Below are 15,012 nucleotides of genomic sequence, written 5' to 3'. Positions count from 1 at the left end.
TTAGTTGCTGAAAATTCGGGCTGCACGGAGCTCGCCGACCGGAAGGCCGCCGCCCAGCACAGGTGGGCTTTGAAGCGTGTCCAGGCTGCCGCCGTCGACGCCCAAGCGGCGAAGCACCTCAACGGTGACGGGCATGCGGGCGCGATCGCCGCCGTCGGAAATCTTCACCGCCAGGCCGGTGCCGTCCGGAAGGCCAACCAACTGGAGGCCTTCGAAGCCGTCCTTGGCGAGCAAGCCGGGGACCGCACGCATGAGGGCGGTGACGTCGCGACCTTCGCCGGCCACCATCTCCGGGAAGCGGCGCATGGCGTGCGCAACTTTGCCTTCGAGAGTGTCCTGGTCTGCGGCGGCCAGGCGGCCATAGGCGCGGGCCATGCCATGCAGCGAGTGGGCGAACAGCGGAGTCCCGCAACCATCTGTGCTGACTGCGGCCGCTTCCTCGCCGGTCAGTTCGGTGATGGTGTCGCGGACCAGGACCTGCAGCGGGTGCTCCGGGTGCAGGTATCCCTCTACAGGCCAGCCGTTGATGACGCAGACGGCGGTCATGGACGCGTGCTTGCCGGAGCAGTTCTGCGCGATCCGGGTGGGGCCGTTTCCGGCGCGGAGCCAGTCCTCGCGTTCGGCGACGCCGTACGGAAGGTCCGTGCTGTTGGCCAGGGCTTGGTCGTTGAGGCCGTGCAGCCTCAGGATCTCAGTGGCGCCGTCGCGGTGCATCTTTGCGCCGGAGTGGCTGGCAGCCGTGAGCGCCAGGAGGTTTTCGGGGATGTCCAGGCCGGCCTTCAGGAGCGCGACAGCCTGCAGTGGCTTCAGGCTCGAACGCGGGTACATGGGGGCGTCCGGCTGGCCGGCCTCGATGAGGCTGCTGTCCTCTGCCGAGAGTGCGATCAGCGAGCCGTAGTGGATGCTCTCCACCAGTCCGTCGCGGGTCACTTCGACAAGCGGGACGTGGTTTGGCGCCTTGGTGTTCTGCGCCGCGGCCTGATGGGCCGGTGCTGTGGGGACGGGCATGGTGTCCTTTGGGTGGGTCATTTGTTGAGGATTGTGTCCAGCGCAACGCTGACGGCCTGGAGGTGGTCGGCCATCGCCCTGCTTGCGGCTTCGGAATCGCCGGCTTCAATCGCGTTCAGCACTGCGACGTGTTCCTCGTCCGAGCGGTGCTGCCTGTCAGCAACGAGGTTGAGGGTTTCCGACTGGTGGGCCAAGGCCTCGCGGATGTCAGAGACAACGCTGGCGAACACGCGGTTTCCGCTGGCCCGGGCCACGGCTGAGTGGAACGTGGCGTCCAGGTTCACCCATGATTCGGGGTCGGTCTCGTTGAGCATCTCCTGGACGATGTCCTTGAGGTGTTCGAGCTCTTCCTCGGTCCTTCTTTGCGCCGCGAGTCCCGCTGCCGGGATCTCGATGTGCGGACGTGCCTCGTTGAGATCGCGTGCACTGTACTGACCCAAGGTAAGGTCATTAGCAACCTTGTTGGCCACAATGAATGTGCCCTTGCCGGTTTTGGTGACTGTGAGGCCCAAGGTGTTGCACGACCGTAGCGCTTCCCGGATGACTGAGCGGCTGACACCGTACTGGGCAGCCAGCGTCGCTTCGGAACTCAGCTTGGTCCCGATATCGAACTGGCCACCCTCGATGGCCCGCCGGAGCGCAGCAAAGACGGCCTCAGCTGCGGAAATGCGCGAAATAGGCATATGCGCTGATTGGCCGCTCACGGGCTCTTGCTGTCCGGCTGTCCGGCTGTCTGACAGGTTCACGCTTCGAATATGGCACGGGTCACAAGAGGCTGTCAACGCTGAAAGGCTTGCTTCACGGTTTGGGGACTGGTCAAACTTGGCTTAATTTCTGTTCAGGCCGAATTTTCGGGTCATGAGCGCCGCCTTGTAGTGGGACTCGGCTGTGTTCACTTCGGACGAGGGCGTGCTGGGGCCGAACACGCGGAGGAGGCTGAAAACGAAGTGCCGCGCGTGGTCTGTTTTGATGCTCGTTGTTTCGCCCACACTGTCATACGCCAGCTCACGGAGCGCCACGTTACCGCCATGTCCGTCGCGGGCGTAGCTCGTCCATCGGCCTAGGATCCGCTCGGAGCCGTCGGCTTTGCCGACATATTGCTTCCCGTTGCTGGAGTCAGTAATCAGGTAAATCCCCTGGACCTCGGAAAGTGCTGCGCGCCAGTCCCCGTAGCGTGGGTCATCCACCAGGTCCTGCAGTTGGGGGTAGCTAAGCAGCACACCGTCGAAGCCTGGAAAAGGAACCTTGTCCCGGTCAGCGATCTCGACTACCTGCATCCGCGCTGCGCTGGCGGAGCTGGCGCCACGGTGCCAGCTGCGGGGATTGTCCCAGTCAATTACGAGCCGATCCTTGAGGGGTGCAAGGAAATCCGTTGAATGGAGGTCGTAATACCGGCACGATCCAGTACGTTCGGTCGCCAATTCTCCACGATTTTCGAAGGTTCCCCAGAGGCGAGAGCGGTTCTTGCCATCGGCTATGAGTATCACCCAAAAGCGAGGAGGGGCTGCCGGGAAACGACGAGGCGAAATGTCCTGCTCCCGGGTGTACGCCAAGACTCGTTCCTCGGTCAGGTCTTCAGGTCCACGGAGCGCGGCAACGTCATTCGGCCTGAATGAGTGGCGTATTACGTGGATATCGTCCAAGGAAACCGGCGGGACCTGCTCAGCCCCCACGCCGGCCAGGACATGGGCGAGGGTGAGGGACATCAGCCAACCTTCGCGTGGTTCTCAATGGAGCGGAGGATGCTGATCAGCTGCCCGATTTTTTCATCGCCGAACAGCACATCCGGCCCGGACGGGGCCAGCTCGTTGTACGGGGAATTGAACAACGCCTTCGGGCTGACCTTTCCGTTTTCCATCAGGTGATTGGTCAGAACGTTGAGGAAGTTGAGCTGCTGGGCTGTGAGCGTAGTACCAGCTACAAACTCTGACAACGCTTCCTCGACGGCCTCGCGGTCCAAACCAACCAGGGAACGGACAAAGAGGCCGAGGCCATCGTTGGCGGCACGATTCAAGTCTTCAAGCGAACCCAAACCGCTTTCAAGAAGAATGCGTTCAAGCTCGGCAAGGTCCAACGCCGTCAGTTGCTTGTTACGCCGGAGCCGTTGAATGGTTGCATGCTCCTCGTATTGCGCCAGGTACGAACGCATTTTTTCTTTGTACCGAGGGAGGTCGACGAAGCCATTGGTTGTCCCCACCAGTTCGACTTCCTCAAGCACGCCGAGCTCGTCCTGGAAGTTTGTGTAGACCACTTTGCGCTTCCGCTTCTCGATCAGATGGACCAATCCGCGGAGCCGCTTGCGGATGTCCTCAAGCCATTCCAACGAAACGGATTCCCATTCGTCGTCGTGGAGAATGGTTTCCAGCAGGGGCAACTGAGCAGCGATGGCCGGGATGCTCTGCTGGTCCTGCAAGGCCGAGGCGATGGCTTGGATCTTTGTCCGGAACGGCCCAACCGCCGATCCCTGCAGCGACGCCAACTCTGCCTGAAGCATCAGGTAGTCGAACCGCCTGGCCTCTTCCGTATCCGCAGGCGCGCCGATGGTAGCGAGCCTGGCGATCTGGGTTTGCAAAGCCTGGAAGTCCTCGGCTGCCAACGATTTCCAGGCTGCTTCTTCGGCGAACCTGTCCACCCATTTGCGTGCCGGTTTAACGAGGAAGTTGTCCAGCGGAAGCCGGTCAACTGCGTGTTTCAGGGTTTGCCGGAGGTCGGCAACAACGGGCGCTTGGGGGTCCCATTGAAGGTCAGTGAAAGTTTGCAGGAGCTGGACGCGCGCAGCGAACGTAGTCTCCGCGAGTGACTTACCCACAGAGCCTTCATTGCTGGGCATTCCCGCATTGAAGAACTCGGCGTTGCGGCAGAGGTCGAAGATAAAGAAGTCCTTCTTGTCCTCGCCCGGCCCATACAGTTCCGGYCGGAGTCGCGTTCCGCGGCCCACCATCTGCCAGAATTTGGTCTTGGACCTGACCATCTTGAAAAAGACGAGGTTGACGACGTCCGGCACGTCAACGCCGGTGTCCAGCATGTCTACCGAAATAGCGATGTGGGGATCACTCTCGGTGGTCGAGAATTGGTCGATGAGAATCTGGGCGTAGTTCACCTGATAGGTGATGACGCGAGCAAACTGACCCTTGTAAGCCGGGTAGTTCTTGTCAAAGCGTTCAGCAATGTACTCCGCGTGTCTGTTGTTCTTCGCGAAGATGATGGTCTTGCCCAGGCGATCCCCGCCGGCGACTTTGTGGCCGCGGGTCATAAGGACTTCCAGTGCCTTATCCACTGTGTCGGCGTTAAACAGCCAGGTATTGATAACGCTTGAATCGACCGAGTCCGGGATCTCGCCGTCTTCGTCCCATTCGAGCTCGTCCCACTGCTCTTTTTCAGCCTCTGGGAGGTCCTCGTACGAGATGCCTTGGTCAGGAAACTTCAGCGGAACCGGAACGACCCGCGGTGGCACAAGATATCCGGCCTCGATGGCCTCGCTGAGCTCATAGGCAAACGTTGGAACGTTGTCCTCGATGCCGAAAAGGCTGTAGGTGTTGCGGTCCACCTCTGACTGTGGCGTGGCTGTCAGCCCGATGAGGAGTGAATCGAAGTACTGGAAGATGGCCCTGTATTTTTGGTAGACCGACCTGTGGGCTTCATCAACGATGATGAGGTCATAGTGGCCAATGCCAAAGGTCCGCTGGCCAAGCTTTCCCTCGGTCCGGTTGATGAGGTTCATCATCGTCGGATATGTAGCCACATGGATGCGGCTGTCTGCTTCATCGTCCGAGCCCAGAATGACAGGGCTGGAACCGGGAAGGTGGGCCTTGAAGGCGTTGGCCGCTTGCTTGACCAACGCAACCCGATCCGCGAGGAACAGAACGCGTTTGGCCCAGTTGGCTTCCTGCAGGAGCTTGGCGAGTGCGACGACGGTGCGCGTCTTGCCCGTGCCTGTCGCCATGACTACAAGCGCCTTGCGCTCGAAGTCCTTTTCGTAGGCTTCAGTGACGGCCCGGATGGCGTTGTGCTGGTAGGGGCGTTCGACGATGGAGTTGTCGATTGCCTGTTCAGCCAGAGGCTTTCGGCTCTGACGGCGGTTGATCAGCAGTTGAAGTTGATCCCTTGTGTGGAAGCCCTGCAACGAGCGCTCCGGGTACATGGTGTCGTCCCAGATCCATGTCTCGTAACCGGAGCTGTAGTAGATGATCGGTCGTCGACCATAGCGACGTTCCAGGCAGTCGGCGTACAGCTTGGCTTGTTGCTTCCCTACATGGGGATCCTTGGTTGTCCTTTTCGCCTCGACCACTGCGAGGGGCAGCCCGTCAGCGCCCCACAGCACGTAATCCACGTAGCCCACTCCGCTGAGCGTGCCGCTCGCCGTGGGCATGGTGTCTACCTTGAACTCGCGGTCTTCTGTATTGGTGAGCGGCCAGCCTGCCTCGTTCAGCTCAAGATCGATGAGGTGCCTGCGGGTCAGGGCTTCGTCATAGTCGTGGTGGTCAGGGACGGTCTGGTTCTGTTTTTTGGCCTCCGCGACTTCAGCCTGCAGAATCTCCAGCTGGGCCTTAAGGTCTGCCGAATCCGCTGCTGCTTGTGCAAGGGCCTCGTTTTGGGCTTTGAGTTGGCTCTCGAGTGCCTGGAGTTCTTCGGGCGACTGCTGCTGTGCCGGCGTCTTCGGCTTTGGGGCCAGGATACTGGCGTCGAAGACCAACGACGGCGGCAGCTGGCTACCGGTTTTGGCGTAGTTCCTCGCGAGCCAATAGCAAACGTGGTGCAGTTCGCGGAGCACGAGTTCAGCGCCCTGGATGGTGGGGCCAACGGAATTGTGGACCGCATTGTTACCGGCTTTGCGAATGATCGTGAGCTTGTTGGCAATAGGACCGCCCACAAGATTCTTAAAGGTGGGCTCGTTCAGTAACGCGTTGAGGTCATCTTTGTAGGGGGTCACCAACCCTGGCTCCACTTGATAAAGCCACTCAACAATGCGTTCGATGGTGTAACGGGCGTAGAACACGGAAGCGCGTGGATCGACCCGGGCGAATTGTTCGGCCCGGCGTGCTTGCTGGGCCAACTCGGGCCACTCGCCCAGCATGAACCCAAAGTTGCTGGTAACTGCCCCCATGCAGCCGTCTCCGATCCGTTGCTCCGATGTCCTGAAGGTAGTCAATCACGGGACTGCGACCGTTTATGCCTTATTTCAGATCCGTGGCCTCGACGAGTGGCAGCAGTCGTACCTTCGCAATAGTGTCATCGGTGATTTTCGGCAGGGATCCCAGCTGGGATTTCAGCTCTTCCCTGGCAGCTTCGAATGCTTCCACTATGCCGCGAGAATAGTGTTCGACCATTTCCCGGGCTGCTTCAGCATCAACGCCAAACTGAGTGCTTGTCGAGACCAGCATCTGCTTGCTGATCTTCTGAAGCCTGTATTCGGCTTTCACACTCATGGCCAAGTCGATACCTGAGTCCGCGTCCCAATACGGGGCATAGGTGGCGAGGTCGTAGAGGGGCGATAGCTGCGCTCTACTGCCATGGAGGAGGAGGGAGTAGTTTTTGGCGTGCGCGTCGGTGCAACCGGCCACGGTGTTGAAAACAAGGGCCCGGTACAGCCCTGCTCCTGCCGCCCGGCGGTCCGCTTCAAAAGGAAGCGATCGGATAAGGGCGGCCATATCGCTCGCGCCCGGCCCTCCGTCACGGTGCTGGTATTTCTTGGCTGGAGAAACGCTCAATGCCTGGCAAAAGTCTTCTTGATGGATGCGGCGCCAGGTTCCACCCACTTCCTGGCGGTCATAGCGACGTGTCACAAAGACGTCCCAGTTGCCGATGCGGCGGAGTTCGGACTTGGCCACCTCGAGCCCCAGAAAAGATGCTGCCCTCATGGTCAGCTGTTCCACAATATCCAAGCGACTGAATGTGCCGGCTGCCGGTTTGAGGATGTGCGTCGTGGGGGTAGCGTCTTCCGGTACCGCCCAGTCGCCGTTGGGAAGTTGGTGCAGGGCGATCTTTGGCTGAGCCCCGGCGAGGCTGAAGCGTCCTGCGGAGTCGTCGTAGGGCGTGCCGTCTTTGTACTCAGTCACGACGTGGTCCAGCATCTCGGCCACATCCCTGTCCGAAACTGGCTTCACCGCCGTTCTTGCGAGGGTGCCATCCGAAGATCCGGTGCCCGGCCGCATGAACTGGAGCGCACCCGCGACATCGGCACCGATATGTTCAAGGATGGCGAAGGGGTTGGACGGGGACACCCGGAACCGTCGGGCAATCGTCTGGAGGGCCCCTTCACTGTCGGGCAAGAGGCCCTGGAGAAAGGGCAGGACGTTGCGCTTCTTGTGGAGGGTGGCGGCCAAGGGCATGGACAGTGACAGCGGGGTCGCGTTGGGGGCTGCCTGGTATTCGGGGTAATAGCGGAACGTCAGATTCCCCGACGACRACTGTTCAACCCGGCCGCAAAGTGTCCCGTCCATGAACACTTCAAGAGCGCGCGCACTCACCACCGAACTGCGCCCGTCTCGCTGTCGCGTATGGCGATCTCGAAACCAAGGGCTTGAAAGACATCCATGAACTTGGACGTTTCCACCGATGCTTTACCGGATTCAAGATCGATGACAAAGGTGCGTGAGACGCTGGCGCGCCGGGCCAACTCTGCCTGTGACCAGGCTCGCTCTTCCCTGAGTTCCCGGACCAAGGGCCCTGCCTCTCGGACCGTACGCAATAGCTGCTCCTGTCGCCGTACGGCAACTTTGATGAATGTCGCCGTACGCCGACTTTAGCATTTGTTGCCGTACGGCGACAGTGGTCGAGTTATTCGAAGAAGTCCTCGTCCAGTTCTACGACGTCGTAGCTCTGCTTCACCTGCACTCCGACCCGGTATTTAATCATGAGGCTCACTAGACGAGCGCCGTCAATCAGGATTGTGCGGGTGCCGACACTGCCTGCATAATCTCTCGCACCTTGTGAAAACCTACTGGTGGTGATGAAAACGCCCTTGGAGGCAGAGAAGCCATGCAGCGCTCCTACGAATGCTTGGATGGCTTCGCGGCCAACGGCGTTGTCCGGGCTGTAACGTTTTGCCTGGATGTAGACCCGATCCAACCCAAGCGCGTCTTGGTCTATAACCCCGTCAACGCCACCGTCACCGGTGCCACCGATACGTCGCCCCCGTTGCTCAGCACCTCCGTAGCCCATCTTCAGCAGCAGCTTCACCACAGCGTCTTCGAAAAAGTCCGGATGTCCTTCGTGAAGCCGTTTAAGGAGCGATGCTCCTACTTCGCCTTGGATGCGGTTTATCGCGTCCTCGATCTGCTCCACTGGCTCCAGTTCTTCCGTAGCTGAGAGGCCGGTCTCTCGCGCAGCCTGAGTGGGTGCGGCTTGACCGTCGGCTTTCGGCCAGTACTGCGCAAAGATTGTGTGTGCCTGGCTGTAGTTGATCCCCTGAGGATTGTCCAGAAGCCACTGCCTGCCGGTATCGGTGATGCAGTAGTACCCCTTTACGGGACGGTCGATCCAGCCCGCCCGTGTCAGGTGGCTTAGGACCCAGCCCATGCGCTGCTCGTAACGCAGTCCGCCCGAGTTCAGGGTCTCCTCGCGAGCGCCCGCCGACAGTCCGGCTTGATCCGCCGCTTGATGGAAGAGCTCCTTCCGGTGGAGCGTCTGTCCATCAGACAGAGCTTGGAGAACCGGCACGATGAGCGCTGGCCAAATCGGTACCTCGGTCGAAGGTGCCTGAGCCGCTGATTCGGTCACTAGAGTTCTCCTTTGAACGCGCGGTTTTGGAGAGACGCGAAGAGCGCGTCCAGTTCCGCCAAGTGCTTGCGGTAAGTTTCCTTCAAACGCTCGACGGCGGCAATTCGGTTTGCGAAGGTCTGCTGCAGTTCGAGCGGGGGAACTGGAATGTGCATTCGCTTGAGCTTCTCACCGGTTAGGTGTGCGATCGTAGCAACCGTCACATGGTCTTTGAGGCCGCCGCCATGAGCCAGAGCCCAGAGCAGGTGAACTATGTATTGAGGATCTAAATCATCAGGATTCGGTCGCACACGGTGAAGTGCTTTCTGGAAGTAACAGTCGATTGCCTGGTCTTTCCAAATGGCTGCTCGGCCCGGTTCCCCACCTTCACACACCAGGATGTCTCCTCTGCGAAGTGCGAACTCGATTTGGTCTGAGGGGCTAAAGTCCATCTCGAGCAGATCATCCGTATTGATCTGAAACCATTGCACGTTGGCATTGCGCAGATACTTAAAGCCATGCTTTCCAGTCTGGGCCTTCTTGTCCAGCATCTTGCCCAGGCGGCTCGTAGTGACCCGGCCGAAGGCTTTGACTGGCCAGTTGAGGCTATTAGAGACCGTATCGCCGAACATGGAGTGGAAAATCGACTGGGTGAGGGTGTTCAGGTGGGCGATTGCTTGGCGGCGCTTGCCGCGGAGCTCATCGGCCTTGTCCAAAATCGCCGCAATCCGCCGCTGCTCCGCTAAGGATGGCAGAGGAAGTTCAATCCGCGAAACAGTGGCTTTTGAAACCTCCTTGAAAGTCGCACCAACACCAAGACTTTGTAGCCATTTCCGGTTGAATTCGAGCCAGCGGTAGAGATACCGGGCCTCAAGCTGGGTAGGGTCGGGAACAAAGCTTTTGAACCCTTGGTTTGTTGCCATGGGAACGCTGTTGATGGCCAACAGACCGATTGGCGCACGGGAACTGAACAAAACCGAATTAGCGGGTAGAACCTCGGCGCTGCTAGCATTCAAACCCGCCGGGGTCAGTCCCCGGGGAGTTGAGTGGATTTCTACAGCCCTGAGGCTGCTTAGGTCCTTGGGTGTTGCCCATGGAATGTCCCCGTCCCAGTACTCTGCGACGGCAGTCTTGGGCGTCCCGCCAGAGACGACACGAGCGACCTTGACGAGTGGCACAAGCTTCACTTCAGCAGCTCCCGCAGCTCGTTCATGCCCTCGGTGATTTCAGTCTCGAGCTGATCCAGTGCAGCCAGGATTTCCTCAGGGGCAGCATGCTCGACTTCTTCGTACTCGATCTCCTTGTACCGGTTCAGCGACAGGTCGTAGTCGTTCGCCACGATCTCTGAAAGCGGAACACAGAAGGACTGTTCCGTGCGCGCCCGCTCAAGTTCCGCCGTCGTGCGCTGATTCCAACGTGAGAGGACGTCCTCAAGGTCGGAAGAGGCAAGCGGCGTGCGCTTGTCGTCGAGGCTGAACCCGTCCGACTTTACGTCGTAGAACCAGACGTTATCCGTGCCGCCGGAGTTGGTTTTCGTGAAGAAGAGGATGGCGGTGGAGACACCGGCGTAGGGCTTGAAGACGCCGGACGGGAGTTTTACGACGGCGTCGAGCTTGTGGCCTTCGACCAGTGTCTTGCGGAGGGACTTGTGTGCGCCGGTGGAGCCGAAGAGGACGCCGTCGGGAACGATAACCGCAGCGCGTCCGCCTGGCTTAAGCAGCTTGATGAAAAGTGCCAGGAAGAGGAGTTCGGTCTTCTTCGTCTTGACGACGTTCAGCAACTCTTTCGACACATTCTCGTAGTCCAAGCTGCCAGCGAACGGCGGGTTGGCGAGGATGACGTTGTACTTCTCTTCCTCGACGGAGTGCAGGTCGGCAAGTGAATCGCGGTAGGAAACATCCGGGTTCTCGACCCCGTGGAGCAGCATGTTCATTGAACCGATGCGGAGCATGGTGGAGTCGAAGTCGAAGCCATGGAACTGCTCGTGATGGAAGAACTTACTGGTCTCGTCATTGGTGAGGAGATTGCTGTTGTTCTTACGGAGGTATTCGCCGGCCTGAACCAGGAAGCCGCAGGTGCCAGCGGCCGGATCACAGATGGCTTCGAGTGGCTGGGGTGCTGTCATCGCGACCATGAGGTCGATGATGTGCCGTGGGGTTCGGAACTGTCCGTTGGTACCCGCCGATGCCAGCTTCGACAACATGTACTCGTAGAGATCGCCCTTGGTGTCGCGGCCCTCCATGTTGATGGAGTCGATGACATCCACCACCTGCTTCAAGACACCCGCGTTCGGGATCTTGAACTGCGCATCCTTCATGTGGTGGCTATAAGTGGAGTCTTCGCCGTTGGACTGCTTGGTCAGCTCAGTTCGGAGGAACGGGAAGATGTTCTGCTGGAAGACCGTGAACATCTCAATCTGACCAAAGTCCTTGAAGTTCGACCAGCGGAGGTCCGAATAGGGGCGGCCCTGGGGGTCAACACCCTCGGGAAACACCGCGTTCTCGATCGGCTCGCCCAAGATGTTGGCCTGCTTCTCCGCCCGAGTCTGGTTCTCGTCCAGGCGCTTGAGGAACAGAAGGTACGTGATCTGCTCGATGACTTCCAGCGGGTTCGAGATACCGCCGCTCCAGAACGTATTCCAGACTTTGTCTACTTGGGACTTGATTTCACCTGTGATCACTCATGCGAGTTTAGTGCGTTCTCATGTGAGCCACGCCCATCGGTGAGAAGGCCTGGCGTCCCTAAGGGACACCAGGCCTTCAGCCAAGCCGGTTGTCAGCAGGGACGCCAGGACTTGCCGCCGGGAGCGTAACAGCGGGGGCCCGTGTACCCCGGGTAGGGATTCGATTGGGCCGGTGGCGCCGGCGGTACGTAATTCTGAGCTGGCGGAACATACGGCTGGACTGGCGGAACATAGGGAGCTGGTACGGGTAAGTTGCGTATCCGTTCAGCCTCGGCAGCCGCTGCTGCTGCCCGAGCCTGTTCTGCCGCGGCGGCCTCATCGGCAGCCTTCTTTGCTGCCGCCTCTGCTTCCGCAGCAGCCTTTCGTTCTGCCTCCGCTCGCGCCACAGCGGCTACTCGTTCTTCCTCTGCCTTCTTCTCGGCCGCGGCAAGTGTCTTCTCTTGTTCCTTGAGCTGATTGTGTGCAGACTCAGCCCGGGTTATTACTGCGGTCAGGGCGGTCAACTTGGCGGTTGATTCGCTGGCAGAGTATGCCGCCCAAAGGATGGAGTTCTCTGTTTCTCTCGCTGCGGACAGGAGGTCTTTCGCTGCCTTGGCAGCAACGATGGCTGTCGCCAGCCCAGTAGCCGATGCTCCCGCTCCGGCCGACGTCGTTGCCGGCGCCGCACTCTGTGCCGCTGTCAGTGCTTCGTTGGCAGCTGCCAGTTGCGCAGGGAGGGTGCATTCGATGCCCTCTGCGAAGAGCCCGGACTTGGCAGTACGCGCTTCCTCAAAGGCGGCTTCGACAGGAGGCAGGAACTTTCGGTTTTCTCCGACGACCATTGGAACCCCCAGTCCCCGGCGTGCGATCTCTGCGTTGACCAGCTGGTTGCTGGCATTGAAGACCCCCGCCAAGGTTCTGCCGTATTTGTCATGGCGTTCGACGTCGAACTCCAACCTGACCTTGCTGCCCACCGGCAGTACTCCCTCAAGATGATCTGTCGCCTCCGGCCCAAGGCATTCGGTGGGCTTGTTCGGATCCTTAGTTTCCGGAGTATTGATGTTCAGCAGGCGAACTGTCTGATCGATGTTGTTGATGGATACAACTACCGTGTCGCCGTCGACCACCCTGACGACGGTCCCGCTGTCGGCGTTTGCGGCAGCCGCCGCTACCAGGGAGCCAGTCACGATCGCGACTGCTGCCGTAGCTCCAATGATTAGCTTCCGCATGATGTATGGCCTCCCACAACTGGGGCTTGAAGTGGAGGGTGGCTGTGGGACAGCCGGTTCTGGGTGCGCAAATAGTCCCCCTATTTATGCGAATGGAGTGATGAGTCGGCTGCTCAGCAGCCGTGAACACTTTAAGCTACAAGTGGTCATGAGGAGGCTTCGGGCCGGTGGCAGCGGGATGTGTGACGGGTGCTTGACACAATGGATCATGCTCTTCACCAAAAAGACCCTCACCGAGGACGGATTCACCGGATTCCGACCACTCGACGAACTCGATCCCATGCGGATCCCACAAGGACCCGGGATATTCGTGGTCCTTCGCCCGGCCGGATTTGAACCGGTCTTTCTGAACAAGAGCACCGCCGGGACCTTCAAGAAGAAGGACCCATCATTGAAGCGCGAAGCACTCGCGTCCGAGTGGCTTACAGACGCCTCAGTGCTCTACATCGGCAAAGCCAGCGCGGGCAGTCAAGGCAACCGGGGGCTACGCAAGCAAATCCAGGAGTTCATGGATTACGGCCGCGGGCGACCAACCGTCGTGTGGGATGCGCGCCTCATTTGGCAGCTGCGCGACGCCCTGGACCTGGTCATCGCTTGGAAGGAACTGCCGCCGGAGGGGCTGAGTGCAGCCGAAGCCGATTATCACGCCGCGTTCGTTGCCGCTCACGGACGCCTCCCGTTCGCCAATCTGGTCCAGGCGCGCGCCAGGAAATAGCCCAAGGAGGCCGACGGCGGCAGGTGCCTTTCGCCGTCGGCCTCCCGCTGCGTGGGTGATCGGCGGATAATGGCGTCCATGACGGCCGGCAGCCCCACTGGAAGCACCGCGGGTCAACCCCGCATCACGGTAGAGGTTCCTGTCCTTCGGATCGGTGGCGGGCAGGCCGATTACGAGGGCCTCAAGCGATTCGTTGATTCGCTGCGCAAGCCGCAAGGGCTGCACATGACGCTACTGCACGTGGGGATCCTCCACGAACTCGCAGATGATATTGCCGCGTGGACCAAAGGAAGGGCGACGCCGGAGAGGGTTCTGCCCGAGATTACGAGCTGGTTGACGGAACTGCCGGTGCTGCAGGGGTTTCTGGGTAAGTCGGACAAAGTGGTCCCGCTGGGTGGCGGTCGGCTGATGGGGCTTGAGGTGGACGTTCCCCAGGAAGTTCACGACTACCAAGCGCTTCTGGTGCAGGGCTTGCACGTGCTTCTTGATGATCTTGGCCTCGACAACATCGATGACTTCATCCTGGGCTCACCCGCTTTGGGCTACAGGTCTCCGCGCTGGTTGCCGCACATTGCCGTGGGAAGGGCGCGGTCGCGACACGAGCCGCCCGTGGAGATCGCTCCGGTGGCCATTGAATTCGGCGACTCGCGCATCCGGAACAGACTGGCGCTCCCTGGGCAGGGGTGATTCTGACGGAGCCCGGCCGCCACGGTAAATTGGACGTGACTCCAGATCTCAACCAGAGGACTTCCATGCAGCCCCGTGCCCTGTTCCGTACCGTCGCTTTTGCCGAGGCCGTGACATGGACGCTGCTGCTGATCGGGCTGTTCCTTAAATACGTCACGAAGACCACTGACCTCGGCGTGAGTATCGCCGGAGGCATCCACGGCTTTGTGTTCCTTTGCTACGCAGCGACGGCCGCCTTCACCTGGATCAACCAGAAGTGGACGATGCGGACCGGCCTGTTCGCCATCGGCTCCGCTGTGATTCCCTATGCCACCATCCCGATGGAGAAGTCGCTGGATCGTCGGGGTCTCCTGGCCGGTGGGTGGCGTTTGGCCGCTGGGGGCGAGAAGCCTCAGGGTGGCTTTGAGAAAGCCCAGGCGTGGGTTCTTCGCAATCCGATCCTCGCGGTTGTGGTGACCCTGGTGGCTGTGGGTGCAGTGTTCAGCTTCCTTCTGTTCATGGGCCCTCCGGGTACCTGGTTCTCCTAGGATTCAGCCGGCGGGAAGCATCGGTTCTTCGGGACCGGTGCTTTTCTTGCTTTAACACCTGGTTCTCGCCCTTTGCGTGTGCCGCCCCGACCTACTTTGGATCTGTGTTGGGTCTGACACGCCGTCTGTGGGGTGTGTCGCCCGGGGTTTGGCGGTCAAAGTGGGTGGTGGCGGCACGGGTCTTTCCCAAAACTTCGACGTCGGCACCCGTTTGGTGTGGCTTTGTGACCTTGTTTGAGGCCGTTGAGCGCGCTTTTCCCGCGGTTTCGAGCTGTTTCGGGTTCAAAACGGGTCAGGAAGCTACTGTTCCGAGGCCTTAGTGCGTTGGTTTTGTGCCGGGGCAGCCCCAGGAGTTGGGGTTTTGTTGGCAGGTGTCGGCGACGAGTGCTCTTTGTGTTTTCCAGACGTGGATGGTTGTGGCTGGTGTGGTCAGGTCCAGGGTTCCGTTGATGGGTAGTGGTGGGCCGTTGTTGACGGAGTAGGTGC

Annotated in this window: 13 protein-coding genes; 3 read left to right on the top strand and 10 right to left on the bottom strand. The window is 60.0% G+C overall.

The window, feature by feature from the left end; all coding sequences use genetic code 11:
- From AB4Y81_RS19005 to AB4Y81_RS18960, 10 genes are all read right to left on the bottom strand, one after another.
- The gene (locus tag AB4Y81_RS19005) at positions 1-1,029 is read right to left on the bottom strand and encodes an asparaginase (protein WP_374757538.1); all 1,029 of its coding nucleotides are present in this window, start codon (positions 1,027-1,029) and stop codon (positions 1-3) included.
- Positions 1,026-1,754 (bottom strand): FadR/GntR family transcriptional regulator, encoded by a 729-nt coding sequence (locus AB4Y81_RS19000; RefSeq protein ID WP_275776683.1) that lies wholly within the window; start codon positions 1,752-1,754, stop codon positions 1,026-1,028. Before AB4Y81_RS19000 ends, AB4Y81_RS19005 begins: the two co-directional genes overlap by 4 nt.
- A gap of 81 nt (positions 1,755-1,835) precedes the next feature.
- Positions 1,836-2,714: a GIY-YIG nuclease family protein gene (locus tag AB4Y81_RS18995; protein ID WP_189076754.1), complete on the bottom strand. Its 879-nt coding sequence runs from the start codon at positions 2,712-2,714 to the stop codon at positions 1,836-1,838.
- A complete protein-coding gene (locus tag AB4Y81_RS18990; RefSeq protein WP_189076753.1) occupies positions 2,714-6,112 on the bottom strand; it encodes a DEAD/DEAH box helicase family protein in 3,399 nt (1,132 codons plus the stop codon). The genes AB4Y81_RS18995 and AB4Y81_RS18990 overlap by 1 nt, the downstream gene beginning before the upstream one ends.
- A gap of 70 nt (positions 6,113-6,182) precedes the next feature.
- On the bottom strand, positions 6,183-7,448 hold the full coding sequence (locus AB4Y81_RS18985) for a HipA domain-containing protein (RefSeq protein ID WP_441996521.1): 1,266 nt from the start codon (positions 7,446-7,448) through the stop codon (positions 6,183-6,185).
- 23 nt (positions 7,449-7,471) lie between these two features.
- Entirely contained in the window at positions 7,472-7,696 is a 225-nt protein-coding gene (locus tag AB4Y81_RS18980) for a helix-turn-helix domain-containing protein (RefSeq protein ID WP_167510528.1), read from the bottom strand.
- A gap of 89 nt (positions 7,697-7,785) precedes the next feature.
- A complete protein-coding gene (locus tag AB4Y81_RS18975) occupies positions 7,786-8,727 on the bottom strand; it encodes a restriction endonuclease (RefSeq protein ID WP_189076751.1) in 942 nt (313 codons plus the stop codon).
- Entirely contained in the window at positions 8,727-9,884 is a 1,158-nt protein-coding gene (locus AB4Y81_RS18970) for a restriction endonuclease subunit S (protein ID WP_209783748.1), read from the bottom strand. The genes AB4Y81_RS18975 and AB4Y81_RS18970 overlap by 1 nt, the downstream gene beginning before the upstream one ends.
- Before the next feature lie 5 nt (positions 9,885-9,889).
- Positions 9,890-11,386 carry a type I restriction-modification system subunit M gene (locus AB4Y81_RS18965; RefSeq protein ID WP_189076749.1) on the bottom strand — a complete coding sequence of 499 codons (1,497 nt, stop codon included), beginning with the start codon at positions 11,384-11,386 and terminating at the stop codon, positions 9,890-9,892.
- Positions 11,387-11,481: 95 nt separating this feature from the next.
- On the bottom strand, positions 11,482-12,597 hold the full coding sequence (locus AB4Y81_RS18960; protein ID WP_189076748.1) for a thermonuclease family protein: 1,116 nt from the start codon (positions 12,595-12,597) through the stop codon (positions 11,482-11,484).
- A 208-nt stretch (positions 12,598-12,805) separates the two neighbouring features.
- Between AB4Y81_RS18960 and AB4Y81_RS18955 the strand changes: the two genes are divergently transcribed.
- From AB4Y81_RS18955 to AB4Y81_RS18945, 3 genes are all read left to right on the top strand, one after another.
- Positions 12,806-13,312, top strand: a complete 507-nt coding sequence (locus tag AB4Y81_RS18955) for a hypothetical protein (protein WP_079582882.1) — start codon at positions 12,806-12,808, stop codon at positions 13,310-13,312.
- A 69-nt stretch (positions 13,313-13,381) separates the two neighbouring features.
- On the top strand, positions 13,382-13,999 hold the full coding sequence (locus AB4Y81_RS18950; RefSeq protein WP_055975336.1) for a hypothetical protein: 618 nt from the start codon (positions 13,382-13,384) through the stop codon (positions 13,997-13,999).
- 65 nt (positions 14,000-14,064) lie between these two features.
- Positions 14,065-14,526, top strand: a complete 462-nt coding sequence (locus tag AB4Y81_RS18945) for a DUF3817 domain-containing protein (RefSeq protein ID WP_441996517.1) — start codon at positions 14,065-14,067, stop codon at positions 14,524-14,526.
- Positions 14,527-15,012 lie beyond the last annotated feature (486 nt).

This window comes from Paenarthrobacter sp. TAF1 (genome assembly GCF_052113825.1).
GTDB classification, from domain to species: domain Bacteria; phylum Actinomycetota; class Actinomycetes; order Actinomycetales; family Micrococcaceae; genus Arthrobacter; species Arthrobacter nicotinovorans.
Note: the sequence above shows the minus strand (reverse complement) of the source record. Positions and strands in the feature narration are given on the sequence as shown.